Consider the following 17,072-nt stretch of genomic DNA (forward strand, 5'->3'; position numbering starts at 1 on the left):
GCGTTTCCATGATGGGGCCGGCGTTGAAGCGCTCGACGTTCGGCGACTGTCGGCCAGGGGCGGGCTCGGCTATCGTGGGGCCTGCCTCGCCACCACCACCGCAAGGAGCCTGCCGATGACCGTGATGACCGCCGCCGCCATCGAGGACTTTCTCGACGAGATCTTTCCCCAGCGGATGGGGACCATCGAGGGCGTTGACGAGATGCGCGCGACCATGAGCCTGGCCATCGACGACGAGCACCTGCGGCCCGGGGCCAGCGTCTCCGGCCCCACCCTGATGGGGCTGGCCGACGTCTGCCTCTACGTGGCGATACTGGCCCAGATCGGCCCCGAGCCCATGGCCGTGACCAGCGACCTGCACTGCCGCTTCCTGCGCCGGCCCCGGGGCGATCGCGACATCATCGCCAACGCCCGGATCCTCAAGCTGGGGCGCCGCCTTGCGGTGGGGGAGGTGCAGCTCTTCTCCGACGGCGACGAGCGGCCGGTGGCCCTGGTCACCGCGACCTATGCGCTGCCGGACGGCGACTGACCCGTTGGCCGGGCACGCAGCACCGCCACGGCCAGCGCCAGCCAGCCGCCGATCATCAGCACACCGCCCACCGGGGTGACCATGCCCAGGCCACCAAGGCTCGTCAGCGCCATGGCGTAGAGCGAGCCCGAGAAGAGCGCCATGCCGGCTGCCCAGAGCCCCATGGCCAGCCGCTGGCCCGCCTGGGGTCGCGATGCCCGCCAGGCCAGCAACGCCAGCAGCGCCAGGGTATGCCAGGCCTGGTAGCGCACCCCGGTCTCGAAGGCCGCCGCCAGCCGCGGGGCCAGCTGGCTCTCCAGCGCGTGGGCGCCGAAGGCGCCGGCGATCACCATCAGGGCGCCGGAGAGCGCCGTGCCCAGCCACCATCCCCTGTCCTGCATTCTGACCCTCCTTGTCTTGACTGACCGTTATGGTTGCGCGGATTCGCGAGAGGCGCCGGATCAGCCTCGGGTGTCACGTTAGCTTGGACTGCCTACCGTACCCGGCGGCGTCCTGAGCCGCTACAATACGCGCCCCCAGTTGCTTCCAGGCAAGCGTTTCTCCCGACAAGAGCTCCCGCGCCATGACCGACCCGCGACACGACGACAAGATGACCGGCCCCGAGAGGCCGGACGCCCCGCTGCACCGCCGCGGCATCAAGAGCTACGTGCTGCGCGCCGGCCGCATGACCCAGGCCCAGACCCGGGGGCTCGAGGAGGTCTGGCCGCGCCTGGGGCTCTCCCTCGCCGATGGCCGCCAGGACCTCGATGCCCTGTTCGGACGGCAGGCGCCCCGGGTGCTGGAGGTCGGCTTCGGCATGGGGGCCTCCCTGGTCGAGCAGGCCGAGCGCCACCCGGACACCGACTTCATCGGCATCGAGGTGCATGCGCCGGGGGTCGGCAAGCTGCTCGACGAGGCCGACAAGCGTGGCCTGACCAACCTGCGCGTCTACCGCGAGGATGCCCTGGTGGTGCTCGAGCAGTGCCTGCCCGAGGCGAGCCTCGATACCCTGCAGCTGTTCTTCCCCGACCCCTGGCCGAAGAAGAAGCACCACAAGCGCCGCATCGTGCAGCCGGCCTTCGTCGAGCTGGTGCGCACCCGCCTCAAGCTCGGTGGCACCCTGCACATGGCCACCGACTGGCAGGCCTATGCCGAGTGGATGGCCGAGGTGATGGACGCCGCCCCCGGCTTTGCCAACACCGCCGGCACCGAGACGGCCCCCTATGTGCCACGCCCCGAGTTTCGCCCGCTGACCAAGTTCGAGGCGCGTGGCGAGAAGCTGGGCCACGGCGTCTGGGACCTGATCTTCAAGCGGGTCGACTGACTTCCGCCCTGCTGTTCTCGTTCGGCGCCCCCGGAATCCGTGTCAGGCGCCGGGCGCCGTCGTCCGGACAAAAGAAAGCCGCCCCGGGAGGGGCGGCAAAGGGACCGTGACTAGCAATGAGAGGGAGAAACCAGGGCAGGAAACTGGCGGGTTCCTGCCCGGTGTGGCGCCTCATCAACGCCACGATTTAAGCGTAACCATTCTCGTTTGCGCTGTCAATACAAATGCGAACGCTTTTCGTTAGCAGCGTTTCTTCAGCCGGCAAAGCGCAGCCAGAGCGGCAGGGTCACCATGGCCAGCAGCGTCTGGCCGGTGATCAGGGCCGCCATCAGCTCGGCGTCCCCGCCCAGCTGGCGGGCCAGGATATAGGCCGAGGTGGCGGTGGGCAGGGCGGCGAAGAGCAGGGCAATGTCGCGGGTCACCGGATCGAGGCCCAGCAGCAGGGCCAGGGCGAGCACCAGGGCCGGCATCAGTCCCAGCTTGACCAGGTTGGCGGCCCAGACCCCGCGGTCGAGTCTCAGCAGGGCGGCGGGGCGCAGCGCCACGCCCACCGCCACCAGGCCCAGCGGCAGGGCGGCACGACCCAGCAGCTCCATGCCGGGCTGGCTCCAGCCGGGCAGGCCGATCCCGCTCAGGTTGAGGGCGATGCCGGTCAGGCAGGCCAGGATCAGCGGGTTGCGGGTCAGGGCGGCAAGGCTCCTGCCCAGGCTCGCCGAGCCCAGGGTGCCGGCAGCGATGAAGCTGGCCACGCAGAGCACGTTGACCACCGGCACCATCAGCGCCACCGCGACCGCCGCCACCGTGGCCCCGGCACTGCCGTGCAGGGCGGCGGCCCCGGCCACGCCGACATAGGTGTTGAAGCGCAGCGCGCCCTGGAAGGCCGAGGTGAAGGCGGCCGCATCGAGTCGCAGCCGGTCTCGCAGCCCCCACAGCAGCAGGCCGAACAGGCCCATGGCGCCGAGCAGGGCCACGGCCAGCCGGGCGACCGGCACCTGGCCGACGTCCGCGGTGGCCAGGGTCGAGACCAGCATGGCGGGGAACAGCAGGAAGTAGATCAGCCGTTCCATGCGCGGCCAGAAGTCGCCGCCCGGCTGGCGCCACCAGCCGAGCCCGGCGCCCAGCAGGATCAGCAGGAACAGCGGCCCCAGTGCATTGCCCACGCCTTCCATGACACCTCCCTCCCGATGGTCTCCCCTGCGACATCCTTGCGCACTTCGCCGCAGGCAAATGCTGATAAGCTTACCGTCATCCTGCCACCGATGGAGGCCCCGTTCTCCGCCATGCCACAGCGCATCCTGTCGTCGACCGGCGCGGCTCGCCCCCCGCTGCTGCGCCTGCTGATCATTCTCACCCTGCTGACCCTCGCCGTGGCGCTCTGGTACCTGACCCGCTACAGCCTGCGCGACGAGGCCGGCGTGCACTGGTCTCCGCCGGCGGCGGACCGCTGCGATCTCCATGCGGCCCCCTGCACGGTGAACCTGGGGCAGGGCATCGCACTACGCCTGGCGGTCGAGTCGGACGGTCCCATCCGGGCCCTGGAGCGACTGCCGCTGGAGGTGCGACTGACCGGCATGCCGGCCGAGTCCGCCCGCGTCGACTTCGTCGGCCGCGACATGGAGATGGGGCTGCACCGCTTCCCCCTCGAGGCCATGGGGGGCGGCGTCTTTCGCGGGGAGGGGCAGGTAGCGATCTGTACCGAGGCGGTCATGCCCTGGCGCGCGAAGGTGGTGGTGGACACGCCGCAGGGGCGTCTGGGAAGCTGGTTCGACTTCGAAGTGACGAGGCGGTGATCATGAGGCGGCGAGGCATCTGGCTGGGGCTGGGCGCGATACTGGTGGTGGTCGCGGTTGGCCTCGTTCTCTACCAGCAGCAGCTGAGGGGCCCGGCGAACGGCGAACCCCAGGGGGGGCCGATCGAGCTGCCGTCGACCGAGGGCGAGTTCTCGCTGAGCCAGCTCGATGATGACCAGCTGGCGGTGGTCTTCTTCGGCTACACCTGGTGCCCGGATGTCTGCCCGATGAGCCTCGCCGTGGTGCGTCAGGTGATGGGGCGTCTCGACCCCGAACAGCGGCGCCGGGTGGTCCCGCTGATGGTCTCGGTGGACCCCGAGCGGGACACCCTGGCTCGGCTCGAGGAGTACCTGGCCTTCTTCGGGGAGGAGTTCATCGGCGCCACCGGCAGCCAGCAAGCGCTCGAGGAACTGGCCGAGCGCTACGGCGTGATCTGGCGCAAGGTGGAGACCCCGGACTCGGCCATGGACTACACCATCGACCACAGCGCCTCGCTGTTCCTGGTGGACCGCGACGGCGAGATTCACCGCCGGGTGCTGCACTCCCCCACCTCCGGCCCGCTGCAGGCCGCCCTGGAGAAGGCGCTGGCCGAGGGCTGACGTGCCGCCACGGGAATGGCCGTCTCACTTCTCGTCGGGTGACTGCTGCAGGCGCTCGACCATGGCCATCAGCGCGCCCGTCTGGGAACCCTGACGGCTGTCATGCAGGGGGTCGAGCTGCCAGGTGCTCTCGGCAAAGCCCCACCAGTCCCAGCAGCCCTGTGGATTGGGCAGGCTGGTTTCCGCCTGGGGGTAGAGCACCACCCGTCGATTGGTGGCGGCCCACTCGTTGAGGCCACTGTGGCGAACGAAGGCCTGGTCGATCTGCTCGACATCCATGGCACAGCCATGCAGCGCCATGGTCAGCTCACAGCCGCCGTCCTCGCAGCCCGCCGGCACGAACAGGTAGCCGGTGTCACCCAGCCCTCGAGCGTCGAAATCCGACTGATCGAAGCGCACGAGTTCGCCCTTGGGCTTGCCTGGCGCGGGGGGCACCTGGTCGCCGTGCAGCCAGTCCAGCATCTCACCGGCGATGTCCAGGTCGCAGGCCAGCAGGTGGGTACCGCCCCCGCTGCGGCAGTCCGCCAGCGCGTCCACGGGCGTGCCCGGGCGCGCTGCCAGCGGCCAGCCGTGGCCGGCTTCCTCGCTCTCCATGAACACCAGCTGGTCATCGGGGGAGGCCAGCCAGTCGCGGAACTGCTCGGCCAGGGCGCGACCCAGTGACGGGACCACGGTCTCGTCCTCCGCGCCATGCCAGATGAAGACCCGCAGCTCGGCCAGGGCCTCGGGGTCGCCGACCAGCTCGCGCTGGCGGTACTCCCGGTAGCGGGTCTGCAGCTCCGCCGGGTCCGGCATGCCTCGCCGGGTCGTCATGCACTGACCCAGGGCCAGACCCAGGGAGCCGCGGGCACAGGCCCAGGGGCCGGCGGCGGCGACGCCCAGCCCGGCGAAATGCTCGGGCCACGCCACCGCCAGCTGGGTGGCCATATACCCCCCCGACGAGACACCGAGCACGCTGGCCCCATCCTGGTCGACGCCGGAGCGCGGCAGCTGTGCCGGCGGTTCCTGGGCGAGCAGCGGGGTGGCCAGCCCCAGGCAGAGGCCGGCGGCGACCAGGCAACGGAGGGCGGTCATCGCGACCGGATCATTCACCGGCCACGTCGAGCAGCTCGACCTTGAAGATCAGCGTCTCGTGGGGGCCGATGGGACCCTGTCCCTGGTCGCCGTAGGCGAGGTCGGAGGGAATCACCACCTCCCAGGTGTCGCCCACGCTCATCAGCTGGAGGGCTTCCTGCCAGCCCTCGATGACCTGGCCGACCTGGAAGCTCACCGGCTCGCCGCGCTCATAGGAGCTGTCGAAGACGGTGCCGTCGATCAGGGTGCCCTCGTAGTGGACCTCGACGGTGTCGTCGGCGGCGGGGGTCGCACCGTCACCGGACTCCAGCTCGCGATACTGCAGGCCAGAGTCGGTGACCGTCACCCCGTCCTGTTCGGCGTTCTCGGCCAGGTAGGCCTCGCCCTCGGCGCGGTTGGCCGCGGACTGCTGTTCGGCCTCGGCCTCGCGGGCGGCCATGGCCTCCTGCTGGAACGTCGTCAGGGCCTCGGCCATCTCCTCGTCGCTCATTTCCAGTTCGCCGCCGTCGAAGACGTCACGGATGGCCTGGGTGAAGGCGTCGATGTCCAGGTCCTCGACGTCCTGCTGGATGCTCTGGCCCAGGGTCACGCCGAGGCTGTAGCCCAGCTTCTCGTCGTCGGTCTCCGGGGTGGCGGCCAGTGCCAGGGGAGTGGCGGCCAGCAGGGCCGCCAGGGAAGCGGAGGTCAGCAGTGTCTTCATGAAGGAACCTTGTACGTTGGCGCGCACGCGCCTCGGGTGGATGTAAGGGAATGCATGGAATGCATGGGACTCTAACAGGGCAGGACCGGTTCCGCACCCGCATGGCATGCGGGGGGAACCGGCCCGGTGAGAGACGTGCGTGAGGGTCAGACGATCAGGGTCGGGCAGTGGGCGGAGCCGGCCACCCGCTGGGCGACGCTGCCCAGCAGCAGGCTCTTGTCGCCGTTGGTGCCCTGGGAGCCGATCACGATCAGGTCGCACTCGCGCTTGCGGGCGAAGCGCACGATGGTGCGCGATGGCCGCCCCCCCTTGACGAAGGCGCGTACCCTCTCGGCCGGCACCCCGAGTTCCACGGCATGGGACTTGGCGTGGACCGCGATCTCGGTGGCGTACTCCTTGAGGGCATCATCCGGGATCTCCAGCTTGTCGGGGCGTACCATGGAGAGCGAGGCCTCGAGCAGGCTGTGGTGCTTGAAGACGCACAGGATGTAGAGCTCGGCCCCGGTCAGCAACTGCAGGCCGGCGCCTTTCTCCAGCGCCTTTAGGGCGCCCTTGGAGCCATCCACCGGGACCAGTATCCGATTGAACATGGTCGTTACTCCTTGGGGTCAGGCGAACGCCAGGTCACGCAGGAACAGGGCGATCTGCGGGAACATGATCAGCAGGGCCGCGGCCAGGATCAGGATGAACACGAAGGGCGGGGTGCCCTTGATCACGTCCAGGTAGGGGCGCTTGAAGATGGCGATGGCGGTGAAGATGTCGCACCCGAAGGGCGGCGTCGCCGAGCCGATGGCCACCTGCAGGGTGATCAGGATGCCCACCAGCACCGGGTCGAGCCCGGTGGCCGCCACGGCCGGGGCGAAGATCGGGGTCAGCACCAGGATCACCACGATGGGGTCGACGAACATGCAGGCCACGAAGAAGGCGACGCAGATGGCGATCAGCACGCCCGTGGGGCCGGCCTCGTTGATGCCCGCTGCCGCCAGGATCTCCTGGGGGATCTGGGCGAAGGAGATGATCCAGGAGAAGCCATTGCCCACCGCGACCAGGATGAACACCACGGCGGTGATCAGGCCGGTGGACTTGGCGATGGCATAGATGTCATTGACCTTCAGCGACCGGAAGATCAGGAACTCCAGGAAGATGGCGTAGAGCACGCAGGCCGCGGCCGCCTCGGTGGGGCTGAAGATGCCGCCGTAGATGCCGCCGACGATGATCACCGGGAAGCCCAGCGGCCACAGGGCCAGGCGAACCGCGGTGAAACGATCTCCCCAGTTCGACTTGGGCTCGGTGGGCACCTTGCGCACGATGGCGTAGATCACGCAGTAGATCGAGAACATCAGCAGGATCATCAGCCCGGGCCCGATGCCGGCGATGAACAGTTCGGCGATGGAGGTCCCCGAGATGACCCCGTAGATGATCATGCCGATGCTGGGCGGGATCAGGAAGGCGATATCGCTGGCGTTGATGATCAGCGCCAGCGTGAAGGAGTCCGAGTAGCCGGCCTTGAGCAGCTTGGGTCGCAGCGGTGAACCCACGGCTACTACCGTGGCCTGGGTGGAGCCCGACACCGCGCCGAACAGGGTGCAGGAGGCCGCCGTGGAGACCGCCAGGCCGCCCTTCACGTGGCCGATGAAGGACATCACCATGTTGATCAGCCGCTCGGCCGACTGGCCTCGCGTCATGATGTCCGCGGCGAGGATGAACATCGGTACCGCGATCAACGAGGCGGGGCGGATGCCGGCCATCATCTGCTGGATGAGCGTGTCCATCTGGCCCAGGCCGTTGAACATCATGTAGAAACCGATGACCGCCGCGGTGATCAGCGGGATCATCATGGGAAAGCCCAGCAGCAGCAGGGCGATCATGGTGGTAACCATTATTGTCGTCATCGTGCGTTCCCCCGGGCGTTCTGCCCTGCGTCAGACTTCCGTTTCCGTGTCCTTGTAGCCGTCGAGCACGCCGGTCGACAGGTAGACGTCCCGTGACGTCAGGTTCTTGATCGCGGTGAGCAGGTACTGGATCCCGGTGATCAGGAAGCCCAGGGGTACCCAGACGTAGATGATCCAGATCGGGAAGCCCAGCGCCGGCAGGATCCTGCCCTTGGAGTGCAGGTCCAGAACATAGACGATCGAGTAGTAGAGCAGGAAGAACATCACCAGCGAGGTGACCAGAGAGATGAAGATCATCAACGCTCGGCGGCCACCCACCGGCAGGGCGTCATAGATCGCCGACATGCGAATATGGCGGCCGTGACGGGCCGCGTAGCCGACCCCGGCGAAGGTGATCATGATGATCAGGATGCGGTTGATCTCGCCGGAAAAGAAGATGCTGTTGCCGAACACGAAGCGGGCGATGACGTTGGCGATGGTGTTGGCCGCCATCAGCAGCACGCCGAGCGCCAGGATCACCGCCTCGAGCTTGCTGATGAAGGTATCGATGGTACCCAGAATGCCCGGTAGACCCGAGCGATAGTGCTTTTCGGACTCTTCGTCGGTCATGTCCGTACTCCCCTATCGGCTGCGATGCGGGAAAATCAGGATTCCCTTATGGCCAGCATACGCGTGGGCGACGGGGACCGGTGGCCGCCGACATCAACGCTGGGTGCACGCTGCCATGTATGGAAACCTGATGCCCGGAAACCTCATGCCCAGAAACAACAGGGGGGTGGCCCGGGCAGGCCACCCCCCTTCAAGGTCGAAGCCGGCGGGGATTACTCCGCGTCTTCGGTCACGGCATCGAGGTCGGCCTTGAACTGCTCGAGCAGTTCCTTGCCGCGCTCGCCGGTCATCTCGATGAACTCTTCCTCGACCTGGGGCGCGCGCTCCTTGAAGACCTGGATCTGCTCATCGTCAAGGCGAGTCACGGTGACCTCGTCGGAGGCCTCCTGGATCTTGGCCAGCGACTCCTCGGCCAGGCCCTGGATGTGATCGATGGTGTGATCGTAGGCCGCCTCGGAGGCCTCACGCACCAATTCCTTGTCCTCGTCGGAGAGGCCCTCGAAGAAGTCCTGGTTGGCCATCATCGCGGTGGTGAACCAGCCATGGCTGGTGAAGGTCAGGTGCGGGGAGACCTCGTAGAGGCCGCCGGACTCGATCCAGAAGATCGGGTTCTCCTGGCCGTCGATGATGCCGGTCTGCAGGCCGCCATAGACCTCGCCCCAGGGCAGGGGGGTGGGCGTCGCGCCGAAGGCGTTGTAGGTCTCCGCCAGCAGCGGGTTGGTCATGGTGCGGATCTTCTTGTTCTCGAAGTCCTCCGGCGAGGTGATCGGCTCGTCGGCGGTGACCACCATCTCGCCTTCCGGATACATCTGGAGCAGCTCCAGGCCCTGCTCGGCATAGAGCTCCGGGAACATCTCGTTGATGGCCTTGCTCTCGTCGAAGAACTCGAGCACCTGCTCCATGTCGGTGGGCATCAGATAGGGGATGAAGAAGATCTGTGCCTCGGGAATCAGCGAGCCGGTAAAGCCGGGCGACTGGTTGACGAACTGCAGGATGCCGTTCTGGGTCTGCTCCATGATGTCGTCGGACTCGCCGAGCTCACCGAAGCGGTAGACCTGGACGCTGTGGTCGGAGTTTTCCTCCACGTAGCGCTTGAATTCCTGGGCGAAGACGTCCTGGACGTCGCCCTCGTACTCCTCGTGGGCATAGCGCCAGTTGTCGGCGAAAGCAGCGGTGGACATGCCGAACATCAGTGCGCCGATACCGGCGCCAGTCAACAGCTTGTGTGACTTCATTCTTGTGGTCCCTCTGCAGGTTTGTCCCGTGATGGAGGATGCGGCCATCGACAGGTGACAGGTGAACATGACATTCACTCGGCTAATTTCAGGCTAGCGTGGCCGTCATGAGGGGTCAAGCTGGCTTTCCAGGGTTTTCAGGGCGCTAAGATGAGGTTTTTTCTGCACTTGCAGGCGCATGGCGAGGCGTTCCGCGAGGCAAGGAGAGGAGCTCGGCAGGGCAGATAGCCGCTCGTCCTCGAGCGCCAGCCGCTCCAGGCGCGACAGGGCCTCCCGCTCCGCCTGAAGCTCGGCCTGCTGGAGCGTCCGGCGCAGGGCGGCCACGGACGCGTGCCGACCGGCCTCGGGCTTCAACTCCCGGCGCAGCCGGCGCAGGGGGGCGGTGACCTGGCGCTGCCAGCGGCGGACCGGGTCGAGGCATGCGTCGCACGCCAGCCCGTGATGATGCAGCCAGCAGTGCCAGAGCAGCTCGCAGACATCGATTCCGGCCTCGTCCTGGAGCATCAGGCAGGCCGCCTCGACGCCGTCGCGCCCGTAGAGGGCGAGGGCGAACTCCCACAGGGGGGCGTCGAGCAGTCGGGCCCGCAGAGCGGACGGCAATTGGGTAGAATCGTGGGTCATGACACGGCTGTCGTCCCGGTGGCGGCAGCCTCACGGACTGCCGAGTGGAGCCTGCATGATCGCACTGCGCCAAGTTTCCCTGCAACGCGGCACCCAGACCCTGCTCGAGGGCGCCGACCTGACCCTGCACGCCGGCCACAAGGCGGGCATCGTCGGGCCCAACGGGGCGGGAAAGTCGAGCCTGTTCAAGCTGCTGCTCGGCGAACTCTCCCCGGACAAGGGGGAGGTGGAGATGAGCGGCGGCCAGCGCATCGCCCATATGGACCAGGAGGTGGAGGCGCTGGAACGCTCGATCGTCGACTATGTGCTGGACGGCGACCGCGAACTGCGCCAGACCGAACAGGCCCTCGAGGCCGCCCGCGAACAGGACGACGCCCATCGCGAGGCGGAGCTGCATGGCGCCATCGAGGCGCTGGACGGCTACAGCGCCCCGGCCCGGGCGGCCCAGCTGCTGGTCGGGCTGGGCTTCGTCCAGGCCGACCTGGAGCGGCCGCTGGCCGCGTTCTCCGGTGGCTGGCGGATGCGCGTCAACCTGGCGCGTACCCTGTTCAAGCCCTCCGACCTGCTGCTGCTGGACGAGCCCACCAACCACCTGGACCTGGATGCCCTGCTGTGGCTCGAGCAGTGGCTCATGCGCTACCCCGGCACCCTGCTGCTGATCTCCCACGACCGCGACTTCCTCGATGCGGTGTGTGACCACATCGTGCACTTCGATCGCCGCAGCCTGGTGCTCTATCGCGGCAACTACTCCACCTTCGAGCGCACCCGGGCCGAGAAGCTGGCCCTGCAGCAGGCCGAGGCCGCCAAGCAGCAGGCGCGCCGCGAGGAGATCGAGCGCTTCGTGGCCCGCTTCCGCTACCAGGCCAACAAGGCCCGCGCCGCCCAGAGCCGACTCAAGACCCTCGAGCGCATGGGGGATATCGCCGTGGCCCACGCCGACTCGCCCTTCCACTTCACCATTCCCGCCGCCGACAAGGTCTCCCACCCGCTGCTGGTGCTCGACGAGGCGCGCCTGGGCTACCGCGACGTAGCCGGCCAGGAGGCGGTGCAGCTCGATGGCGTCAAGCTGACCCTGCTGCCCGGCCAGCGCATCGGCCTGCTGGGCCCCAACGGGGCCGGCAAGTCGACGCTGATCAAGTCGCTGACCGGCGACCTGCCACTGCTGTCCGGCAGGCGGGTGGCCGGCGAGCACCTGGCGATCGGCTACTTCGCCCAGCACCAGCTGGAGGGGCTAGACCTGGCCGCCACCCCCTTCATGCACGTGCAGCGCCTCTCGCCCACGGCCGCCGACCTGGACATCCGCAAGTTCCTGGGCGGCTTCGGTTTCCACGGTGACGATGTCTTCGCCGAGGTGGGGCGCTTCTCCGGCGGCGAGAAGGCGCGTCTCGCCCTGGCGCTGGTCGCCTGGCAGAAGCCCAACCTGCTGCTGCTGGACGAGCCCACCAACCACCTGGACCTGGAGATGCGCGAGGCGCTCACCGAGGCGCTGGCGAGCTTCGAGGGTACGGTGATCATCGTCTCCCACGACCGCCACCTGCTGCGCGCCACCGTGGACGAGTTCTGGCGGGTGGCCGACCATCGCGTCGAGCCTTTCGATGGCGACCTGGAGGACTATCGGGCCTGGCTCAAGGCGCGGCTGGAGGGCGAGCGCCGCGAGGCCCGGGCCGACAAGGCCGACCGCCAGGCCGAGGCTGACGTGCCCAGGGAGGATCGCAAGACGGCCCGTCGCGCCGCCGCCGAGCTGCGCGAGAAGCTGCGGCCCCTGAAGAAGCAGCGGGACCGCGCCGAGCAGGCCATGGAGAAGGTCCAGGCGGAACTCGCCACCGTGGAGGAGGCGCTGGGCGACGCTGCGCTCTATACCGACCCCGCGCGCAAGGAGGAGCTCACCGAACGCCTCGGTCGTCAGGGCGAGCTCAAGTCGCGTCTGGAAGCCCTGGAACAGGCCTGGCTGGAGGCCGAGGAAGCGCTGGAGGCCATGGAGGCCGAGCTCAGCGGCTAGCTCTCCAGCAGGAAGGTCACCGGCCCGTCGTTGACCAGCGAGACCTGCATGTCGGCGGCGAACTCGCCGCTGGCGACCCTCGGCCAGGCGTCATGGGCGCGCCCGAGCAGGTAGTGGAAGAGGCGGTCGCCCTCGGCGGGTGGCGCGGCGCTGGAGAAGCTGGGCCTCAGCCCCTTGCGGGTGTCGGCGGCCAGGGTGAACTGGGAGACCAGCAGCAGGCCGCCCTCGGCCTGCTGCAGGTTGCGGTTCATCCTGCCCGCCGTGTCGGGAAAGACCCGATAGTGCAGCAGCTTGTGCAGCAGCCGGTCGGCCGTCGCCTCGTCGTCACCCTTCTCGACGCCCACCAGGGCCAGCAGGCCCGTGCCGATGGCGCCCACCTCGCGATCGTCCACCTCGACGCTTGCACGTTTCACGCGCTGGATCAGGGCCTTCATCGGGCGGAGTCTCCTTGGCTGCCGTTTCGGACCGCCAAGCCTAGCATGTCGCCGCCTCAGCGCCCCAGCAGGTCGTCGCGAAACGCCTCGCCCAGCGGGTCCTCGCCCAGCCAGATGCCGAACAGGGCGTTGGCGAGCGCCGGGTCGTTGCCCTCGAAGAGGGTCTCGCCGTTCAGGGCCAGGGTCAGCCGGTCACCGTCCCAGCCCAGCGCGTAGCGGTCGCCGGGCGCGACGTCGCGATAGCGCTCGTTGAAGGCCTCGAGCGGCGATGCCAGCTCGGCATAGGTGGCGTCGTCGAGGGCCTCGCGCACGCTCTTCCGGGTCGCCTCGGCGAACTCCTCGGCCTCGATGGCGTGGAAGTACTCGAGCTCGAGGCGGCGGGGCACATCGGACTGGGGGGCCGGGCGCGGAAAACCCTGGGCCTGGTAGTAGGCGCCGGCATAGGCGTCCCAGATCATGTAACGGAAGAGGCCGTGGCCGATCCGCTCGTAGCGGCGATCCTCGGTCTCGAGGGCGGCCGGGAAGCGAGCGCCCTTTATCTCCACCGTCTCGGCCGTCGCCGTGGTGGCGAGGGTCAGGGTCGCCAGCAGAAGGGCGCTTCGGGTGCAGGGCAGGGACATGGTAAACCTCTCGCGACAGGGAATGGTCCTGTACGGACAATATCCCTTCGTAAAGGTTCTGTATAGCTATAGGGCACTCCCTACCAGGCGCGGCACAGCATGATGTCGCAGTGGGGCTCGGAGAGCAGGCGTTCGGTGATCTGGCTGTGGCGACCCAGCTGACCGCGGCTGCCCAGCGCGAGCAGGTCCGGTGGCTGGCGGCGCAGGCGGGTCAACAGGACCTCGAGAGGCTCGCCCTGCTCCAGCACCAGCTCGAGCTCCGGGACGTCGTCGAGCTCGCTCATCAGCTGCTCGGTCTCGCGTTCGAGCTGGGTGCGCAGGCGTTCCACCTCACGGTCGCGCCAGCGGGCATAGTCGCTGTCGGAGCCCAGTTCCCGCTCGCCCGGGATGTCCCAGGCATGGAGCAGGGTCAGCCGGGCGCCGGGGAAGCGCTTGAGGGTCTCGCGCAGGGTGTGCCGCGAGGTCAGCGAGAAGTCCACCGGCACCAGGATGTCCTGCCACTCCTGGGTGGCCAGGTGGCTGACCGAGAGCACCGGGCAGGGCGCACTGCGCAGCACCCGGGCCAGGGTAGTGCCGGTGACCAGGTCGGGCTGGCCGCGCTTGCGATGGGCACCGAGGATGATCATGTCCGCCTCGCGCTCATGGGCCTCGCGGATGATCTCGGCATAGGGCGCACCGGCCATGGTCTGGATCAGGCACTGGGGCTCGGGCAGCGCATAGTCCTCGCGGATGTCGACCAGGGTGGCGCGGATGTCCTCCACCACGGCCGCCTCCAGGTCATGCAGGACCCGTCGCGGCAGGTAGGGGTCGAGCACATGGATGACATCGAGGCGGGCGCCGGTCTCCACCGCCAGGCGTATGGCGCGGGCGAAGGCGGCCCGGTTCTCGGCGGAGAGGTCGCTGGCGAACAGCAGGGTCTGGCTCATGATGGCTCCCTCCCGGGAAGGTTGATCCCCACGGCACAGTTTTCAGCATGGGCGGCAGGGGGGGAGCGCGCAAGCCTGGCGGGCTACCACCAGGCGTGGAAGTGGTGCACCGGACCGTGCCCCTGACCCACGTCAAGCCGGTGGCTCTCCTCGAGTGCTCGCGACAGCCAGGCCTTGGCGGCGGCCACCGCGTCGCGGGGGGCGTCGCCAAGCGCCAGGCGGGCGGTGATCGCCGAGGAGAGGGTGCAGCCGGTGCCGTGCAGGTTACCGGTAGTGATGCGTGTCCCTTCCAGCCAGTGCAGGGTGTCACCCTCGATCAGCAGGTCGGGGCAGCGCTCGCCACGCAGGTGGCCCCCCTTGAGCAGCACGGCTCCGGCCCCCAGGGCGCGCAGGCCGGGGGCCAGCGCCTCCATGCCGGCGCGATCCTGCGGTACCGGGCAGTCCAGCAGCACCGCGGCCTCCGGCAGGTTGGGGGTGACCAGGTCGGCCAGGGGCACCAGGCACTCGCGGACCGCCGCGATGCCGGCATCGTCGACCAGGATGTCGCCGCTCTTGGCCACCATCACCGGGTCGAGCACGATCCAGCCCGGCCGCCGGAGGGTCAGGGCCTCGCGGATCACCTCGGCCACCTCGTGGCTGGCCACCATCCCGATCTTCACGGCGTCGATGGCGATGTCATCGAGCAGCGTCTCGAGCTGGGCGGCGATGAAGCCGGCGGGCACCGGGTGAACCCCGGTGACGCCGCGGGTGTTCTGGGCGGTCAGGGCGGTGATCACGCTGGTAGCATAGGTGCCCAGGGCCGAGAGGGTCTTGAGGTCGGCCTGGATGCCGGCACCGCCACTGGGGTCGGAGCCGGCGATGGTCAGGGTGTTGGGTATGGAGCGGGAGGCGGCCATCGGCGTCACGTCATTGCGATCGAAGGGGGCCAATAGCCTACTGCAGGGAGAGGGGGCGGTGCCATGCTGACCCTGTTCCTGGTGGCGCTGGCCAGCGCCACCCTGCTGCCCGGTGGCTCCGAGGTGTGGCTGGCGCGGCTATGGTGCACCGGCGAGCCGGCCCTGCTGCTGTGGGCGGTGGCCACCCTCGGCAACAGCCTGGGCAGCCTGGTCAACGTGGCACTGGGGCGCTACGCGCGGCACTTCCAGGATCGCCGCTGGTTCCCGGTGTCCCGGCAGGGGCTGGAACGGGCCGAACGCTGGTACCTGCGTTTCGGGGAGTGGAGCCTGCTGGCCTCCTGGGCGCCGGTGGTCGGCGACCCGCTCACCGTGCTGGCCGGCGTCCTGCGCCTGCCGTGGTGGCGCGCCATCCTGCTGATCACCCTGGCCAAGGCGGCGCGCTATGCCCTGGTGCTGTGGTTTGCACAGGCCTGGCTGGCGCCGCTCTGCCGCTGATCGCCGGGCTCTGGATCACCGCCGCAACGCAAGGGGGCCGCCCGAAGGCGGCCCATTGTGTCGGCGATTGTGTCGGCGAGGCAGCGACCTCAGTTGCCGGTGCTCTCGTCCGGGTTGCGGGCGTTGTAGTAGGCCTGCTCGGAGATGGTGTGGTAGTCGACCACCTTCTCCTGGAAGGCCCGGTAGGAGTCGTGGATCTTCCGGGCCATCTCGCTGTCCTCGGCGAGTTCGGCGACCACGTCGGCGGAGTGCTCCTTGGCCTGGGCGAGGACGTCGTCCGGCAGGCGGCGCAGCTCCACCCCGTGCTCGTTGACCAGGGTCTCCAGGGCGTCGTTGTTGCGGGCGGTGTACTCGTCCAGGACATCGGCATTGATGTCGCGCACCGCGGTGCGCAGGATCGCCTGCAGGTCGGCGGGCAGCGAGGCATAGGCCTCCTCGTTGATGATCGCCTCGAACATCACGGTCGGCTCATGCCAGCCCGGGTAGTAGTAGTAGTCGGCGGCCTGGTGCAGGCCGAAGGCCAGGTCGTTGTAGGGACCGATCCACTCGGTGGCATCGATGGCGCCGGACTGCAGCGAGGTGAAGATCTCGCCGCCGGGCATGTTGACGATGGCCACGCCCATGCGCTCCATCACCTCGCCGCCCAGGCCCGGCATGCGCATCTTCAGGCCGTCGAGGTCGTCGACGGAGTTGATCTCCTTGTTGTACCAGCCGCCCATCTGCACGCCTGAGGCGCCGGCGACCAGCACATCGACGCCGAAGTCGTCGTAGAGCTCGTTCCACAGCTCGAGGCCGCCTCCATAGTGCAGCCAGGCGTTCATCTCCTGGGCATTCATGCCGAAGGGCACGGCGGCGAAGAACTGGGCGGCCGGCGCCTTGCCCTTCCAGTAGTAGGAGGCGGAATGGCCGAGCTCCGCGGTGCCCTCGGCAACGGCGTCGAACACCTCGAAGCCCGGCACCAGCTGGCCGGCCCCGAAGACCTCGATGGTCAGGCGGCCGTCGGACATCTCCTCGACGAGCTCGGAGAGGCGCTCGGGGCCCTGGCCGACGCCCGGGAAGTTCTTCGGCCAGGAGGTGACCATCTTCCACTCGAAGGTTTCCTGGGCCTGCGCGGTGTTGTCGACGCTGGAGACCAGCATCAGGCCGGAGACGGCACCGCTCATGGCGACGGCGACGGCGAGTGATCTGAGTTTCATGTGCTTTCCCTCTGGGTATTGTGGGTGTTGTCGTGGAAAGCCCTCGCGAGGGCTGGCGTGTGTCCGGCGGCCACGGGGGCCACCGGCTGGCACCGAGGGGGGTGCCGGAAAACGGACTGTCCTGGCGTCACCGGCCCGTGCGGGCAGGGCCCCT

At 68.6% G+C, this 17,072-nt stretch carries 20 protein-coding genes; 6 read left to right on the forward strand and 14 right to left on the reverse strand.

Annotation, left to right across the window (positions count from 1 at the left end; genetic code table 11):
- Positions 1-115: 115 nt before the first annotated feature.
- Positions 116-529, forward strand: a complete 414-nt coding sequence (locus QLQ86_RS01225) for a PaaI family thioesterase (RefSeq protein ID WP_282734067.1) — start codon at positions 116-118, stop codon at positions 527-529.
- Here QLQ86_RS01225 and QLQ86_RS01230 read toward each other — a convergent pair.
- On the reverse strand, positions 505-909 hold the full coding sequence (locus QLQ86_RS01230) for a DUF423 domain-containing protein (RefSeq protein ID WP_282734068.1): 405 nt from the start codon (positions 907-909) through the stop codon (positions 505-507). The two genes, QLQ86_RS01225 and QLQ86_RS01230, sit on opposite strands and share 25 nt — an antisense overlap.
- Before the next feature lie 182 nt (positions 910-1,091).
- On the opposite strand from QLQ86_RS01230, the gene trmB reads away from it, so the two are divergent.
- Positions 1,092-1,832, forward strand: a complete 741-nt coding sequence (gene trmB / locus QLQ86_RS01235) for a tRNA (guanosine(46)-N7)-methyltransferase TrmB (RefSeq protein WP_282815654.1) — start codon at positions 1,092-1,094, stop codon at positions 1,830-1,832.
- A 254-nt stretch (positions 1,833-2,086) separates the two neighbouring features.
- On the opposite strand, the gene QLQ86_RS01240 is transcribed toward trmB, so the two are convergent.
- On the reverse strand, positions 2,087-3,001 hold the full coding sequence (locus QLQ86_RS01240; RefSeq protein WP_282815655.1) for an AEC family transporter: 915 nt from the start codon (positions 2,999-3,001) through the stop codon (positions 2,087-2,089).
- 111 nt (positions 3,002-3,112) lie between these two features.
- On the opposite strand from QLQ86_RS01240, the gene QLQ86_RS01245 reads away from it, so the two are divergent.
- Positions 3,113-3,622 (forward strand): hypothetical protein, encoded by a 510-nt coding sequence (locus QLQ86_RS01245; RefSeq protein WP_282815656.1) that lies wholly within the window; start codon positions 3,113-3,115, stop codon positions 3,620-3,622.
- A gap of 2 nt (positions 3,623-3,624) precedes the next feature.
- On the forward strand, positions 3,625-4,221 hold the full coding sequence (locus QLQ86_RS01250) for an SCO family protein (protein WP_282815657.1): 597 nt from the start codon (positions 3,625-3,627) through the stop codon (positions 4,219-4,221).
- Between the two features lie 24 nt (positions 4,222-4,245).
- On the opposite strand, the gene QLQ86_RS01255 is transcribed toward QLQ86_RS01250, so the two are convergent.
- The 7 genes from QLQ86_RS01255 to QLQ86_RS01285 all read right to left on the reverse strand — a co-directional run bounded on the left by QLQ86_RS01255 (position 4,246) and on the right by QLQ86_RS01285 (position 10,352).
- Entirely contained in the window at positions 4,246-5,295 is a 1,050-nt protein-coding gene (locus QLQ86_RS01255) for a prolyl oligopeptidase family serine peptidase (RefSeq protein WP_282815658.1), read from the reverse strand.
- Positions 5,296-5,305: 10 nt separating this feature from the next.
- The gene (locus tag QLQ86_RS01260; protein WP_282815659.1) at positions 5,306-5,995 is read right to left on the reverse strand and encodes an FKBP-type peptidyl-prolyl cis-trans isomerase; all 690 of its coding nucleotides are present in this window, start codon (positions 5,993-5,995) and stop codon (positions 5,306-5,308) included.
- A 146-nt stretch (positions 5,996-6,141) separates the two neighbouring features.
- Positions 6,142-6,585, reverse strand: a complete 444-nt coding sequence (locus tag QLQ86_RS01265; RefSeq protein WP_282734075.1) for a universal stress protein — start codon at positions 6,583-6,585, stop codon at positions 6,142-6,144.
- A gap of 18 nt (positions 6,586-6,603) precedes the next feature.
- Positions 6,604-7,887, reverse strand: a complete 1,284-nt coding sequence (locus QLQ86_RS01270; protein WP_282815660.1) for a TRAP transporter large permease — start codon at positions 7,885-7,887, stop codon at positions 6,604-6,606.
- A 30-nt stretch (positions 7,888-7,917) separates the two neighbouring features.
- Complete coding sequence (locus QLQ86_RS01275; protein WP_282815661.1) at positions 7,918-8,496, reverse strand: TRAP transporter small permease; 579 nt, start codon at positions 8,494-8,496, stop codon at positions 7,918-7,920.
- A gap of 212 nt (positions 8,497-8,708) precedes the next feature.
- Complete coding sequence (locus QLQ86_RS01280) at positions 8,709-9,731, reverse strand: TRAP transporter substrate-binding protein (RefSeq protein ID WP_282734078.1); 1,023 nt, start codon at positions 9,729-9,731, stop codon at positions 8,709-8,711.
- 105 nt (positions 9,732-9,836) lie between these two features.
- Complete coding sequence (locus QLQ86_RS01285) at positions 9,837-10,352, reverse strand: TIGR02444 family protein (RefSeq protein WP_282815662.1); 516 nt, start codon at positions 10,350-10,352, stop codon at positions 9,837-9,839.
- A 55-nt stretch (positions 10,353-10,407) separates the two neighbouring features.
- Here QLQ86_RS01285 and QLQ86_RS01290 point away from each other — a divergent pair, with 55 nt between their 5' ends.
- A complete protein-coding gene (locus tag QLQ86_RS01290; protein ID WP_282815663.1) occupies positions 10,408-12,351 on the forward strand; it encodes an ATP-binding cassette domain-containing protein in 1,944 nt (647 codons plus the stop codon).
- Here the strand turns inward: QLQ86_RS01290 and dtd are convergent.
- From dtd to thiD, 4 genes are all read right to left on the reverse strand, one after another.
- The gene (dtd, locus tag QLQ86_RS01295) at positions 12,348-12,785 is read right to left on the reverse strand and encodes a D-aminoacyl-tRNA deacylase (protein WP_282734081.1); all 438 of its coding nucleotides are present in this window, start codon (positions 12,783-12,785) and stop codon (positions 12,348-12,350) included. The two genes, QLQ86_RS01290 and dtd, sit on opposite strands and share 4 nt — an antisense overlap.
- A gap of 56 nt (positions 12,786-12,841) precedes the next feature.
- Positions 12,842-13,405, reverse strand: coding sequence for a chalcone isomerase family protein (locus tag QLQ86_RS01300; protein ID WP_282734082.1), 564 nt, complete (start codon positions 13,403-13,405; stop codon positions 12,842-12,844).
- A gap of 80 nt (positions 13,406-13,485) precedes the next feature.
- Entirely contained in the window at positions 13,486-14,331 is an 846-nt protein-coding gene (locus tag QLQ86_RS01305; protein ID WP_282815664.1) for a universal stress protein, read from the reverse strand.
- A gap of 83 nt (positions 14,332-14,414) precedes the next feature.
- Positions 14,415-15,227: a bifunctional hydroxymethylpyrimidine kinase/phosphomethylpyrimidine kinase gene (thiD, locus tag QLQ86_RS01310; protein ID WP_282815665.1), complete on the reverse strand. Its 813-nt coding sequence runs from the start codon at positions 15,225-15,227 to the stop codon at positions 14,415-14,417.
- Between the two features lie 63 nt (positions 15,228-15,290).
- Between thiD and QLQ86_RS01315 the strand changes: the two genes are divergently transcribed.
- Positions 15,291-15,722, forward strand: coding sequence for a YqaA family protein (locus QLQ86_RS01315; protein ID WP_282815666.1), 432 nt, complete (start codon positions 15,291-15,293; stop codon positions 15,720-15,722).
- An 89-nt stretch (positions 15,723-15,811) separates the two neighbouring features.
- On the opposite strand, the gene QLQ86_RS01320 is transcribed toward QLQ86_RS01315, so the two are convergent.
- The gene (locus tag QLQ86_RS01320) at positions 15,812-16,918 is read right to left on the reverse strand and encodes a TRAP transporter substrate-binding protein (RefSeq protein WP_282734086.1); all 1,107 of its coding nucleotides are present in this window, start codon (positions 16,916-16,918) and stop codon (positions 15,812-15,814) included.
- Between the last annotated feature and the right edge of the window lie 154 nt (positions 16,919-17,072).

Source organism: Halomonas rhizosphaerae (genome assembly GCF_030012485.1).
GTDB lineage: Bacteria > Pseudomonadota > Gammaproteobacteria > Pseudomonadales > Halomonadaceae > Halomonas > Halomonas rhizosphaerae.

What these genes read in the sequence shown, in the direction of transcription:
- QLQ86_RS01225 (WP_282734067.1), top strand. Translation starts at nt 116, where the DNA reads ATGACCGTGATGACCGCCGCCGCCATCGAGGACTTTCTCGACGAGATC.
- QLQ86_RS01230 (WP_282734068.1), bottom strand. Translation starts at nt 909, where the DNA reads ATGCAGGACAGGGGATGGTGGCTGGGCACGGCGCTCTCCGGCGCCCTG.
- trmB (WP_282815654.1), top strand. Translation starts at nt 1,092, where the DNA reads ATGACCGACCCGCGACACGACGACAAGATGACCGGCCCCGAGAGGCCG.
- QLQ86_RS01240 (WP_282815655.1), bottom strand. Translation starts at nt 3,001, where the DNA reads ATGGAAGGCGTGGGCAATGCACTGGGGCCGCTGTTCCTGCTGATCCTG.
- QLQ86_RS01245 (WP_282815656.1), top strand. Translation starts at nt 3,113, where the DNA reads ATGCCACAGCGCATCCTGTCGTCGACCGGCGCGGCTCGCCCCCCGCTG.
- QLQ86_RS01250 (WP_282815657.1), top strand. Translation starts at nt 3,625, where the DNA reads ATGAGGCGGCGAGGCATCTGGCTGGGGCTGGGCGCGATACTGGTGGTG.
- QLQ86_RS01255 (WP_282815658.1), bottom strand. Translation starts at nt 5,295, where the DNA reads ATGACCGCCCTCCGTTGCCTGGTCGCCGCCGGCCTCTGCCTGGGGCTG.
- QLQ86_RS01260 (WP_282815659.1), bottom strand. Translation starts at nt 5,995, where the DNA reads ATGAAGACACTGCTGACCTCCGCTTCCCTGGCGGCCCTGCTGGCCGCC.
- QLQ86_RS01265 (WP_282734075.1), bottom strand. Translation starts at nt 6,585, where the DNA reads ATGTTCAATCGGATACTGGTCCCGGTGGATGGCTCCAAGGGCGCCCTA.
- QLQ86_RS01270 (WP_282815660.1), bottom strand. Translation starts at nt 7,887, where the DNA reads ATGACGACAATAATGGTTACCACCATGATCGCCCTGCTGCTGCTGGGC.
- QLQ86_RS01275 (WP_282815661.1), bottom strand. Translation starts at nt 8,496, where the DNA reads ATGACCGACGAAGAGTCCGAAAAGCACTATCGCTCGGGTCTACCGGGC.
- QLQ86_RS01280 (WP_282734078.1), bottom strand. Translation starts at nt 9,731, where the DNA reads ATGAAGTCACACAAGCTGTTGACTGGCGCCGGTATCGGCGCACTGATG.
- QLQ86_RS01285 (WP_282815662.1), bottom strand. Translation starts at nt 10,352, where the DNA reads ATGACCCACGATTCTACCCAATTGCCGTCCGCTCTGCGGGCCCGACTG.
- QLQ86_RS01290 (WP_282815663.1), top strand. Translation starts at nt 10,408, where the DNA reads ATGATCGCACTGCGCCAAGTTTCCCTGCAACGCGGCACCCAGACCCTG.
- dtd (WP_282734081.1), bottom strand. Translation starts at nt 12,785, where the DNA reads ATGAAGGCCCTGATCCAGCGCGTGAAACGTGCAAGCGTCGAGGTGGAC.
- QLQ86_RS01300 (WP_282734082.1), bottom strand. Translation starts at nt 13,405, where the DNA reads ATGTCCCTGCCCTGCACCCGAAGCGCCCTTCTGCTGGCGACCCTGACC.
- QLQ86_RS01305 (WP_282815664.1), bottom strand. Translation starts at nt 14,331, where the DNA reads ATGAGCCAGACCCTGCTGTTCGCCAGCGACCTCTCCGCCGAGAACCGG.
- thiD (WP_282815665.1), bottom strand. Translation starts at nt 15,227, where the DNA reads ATGGCCGCCTCCCGCTCCATACCCAACACCCTGACCATCGCCGGCTCC.
- QLQ86_RS01315 (WP_282815666.1), top strand. Translation starts at nt 15,291, where the DNA reads ATGCTGACCCTGTTCCTGGTGGCGCTGGCCAGCGCCACCCTGCTGCCC.
- QLQ86_RS01320 (WP_282734086.1), bottom strand. Translation starts at nt 16,918, where the DNA reads ATGAAACTCAGATCACTCGCCGTCGCCGTCGCCATGAGCGGTGCCGTC.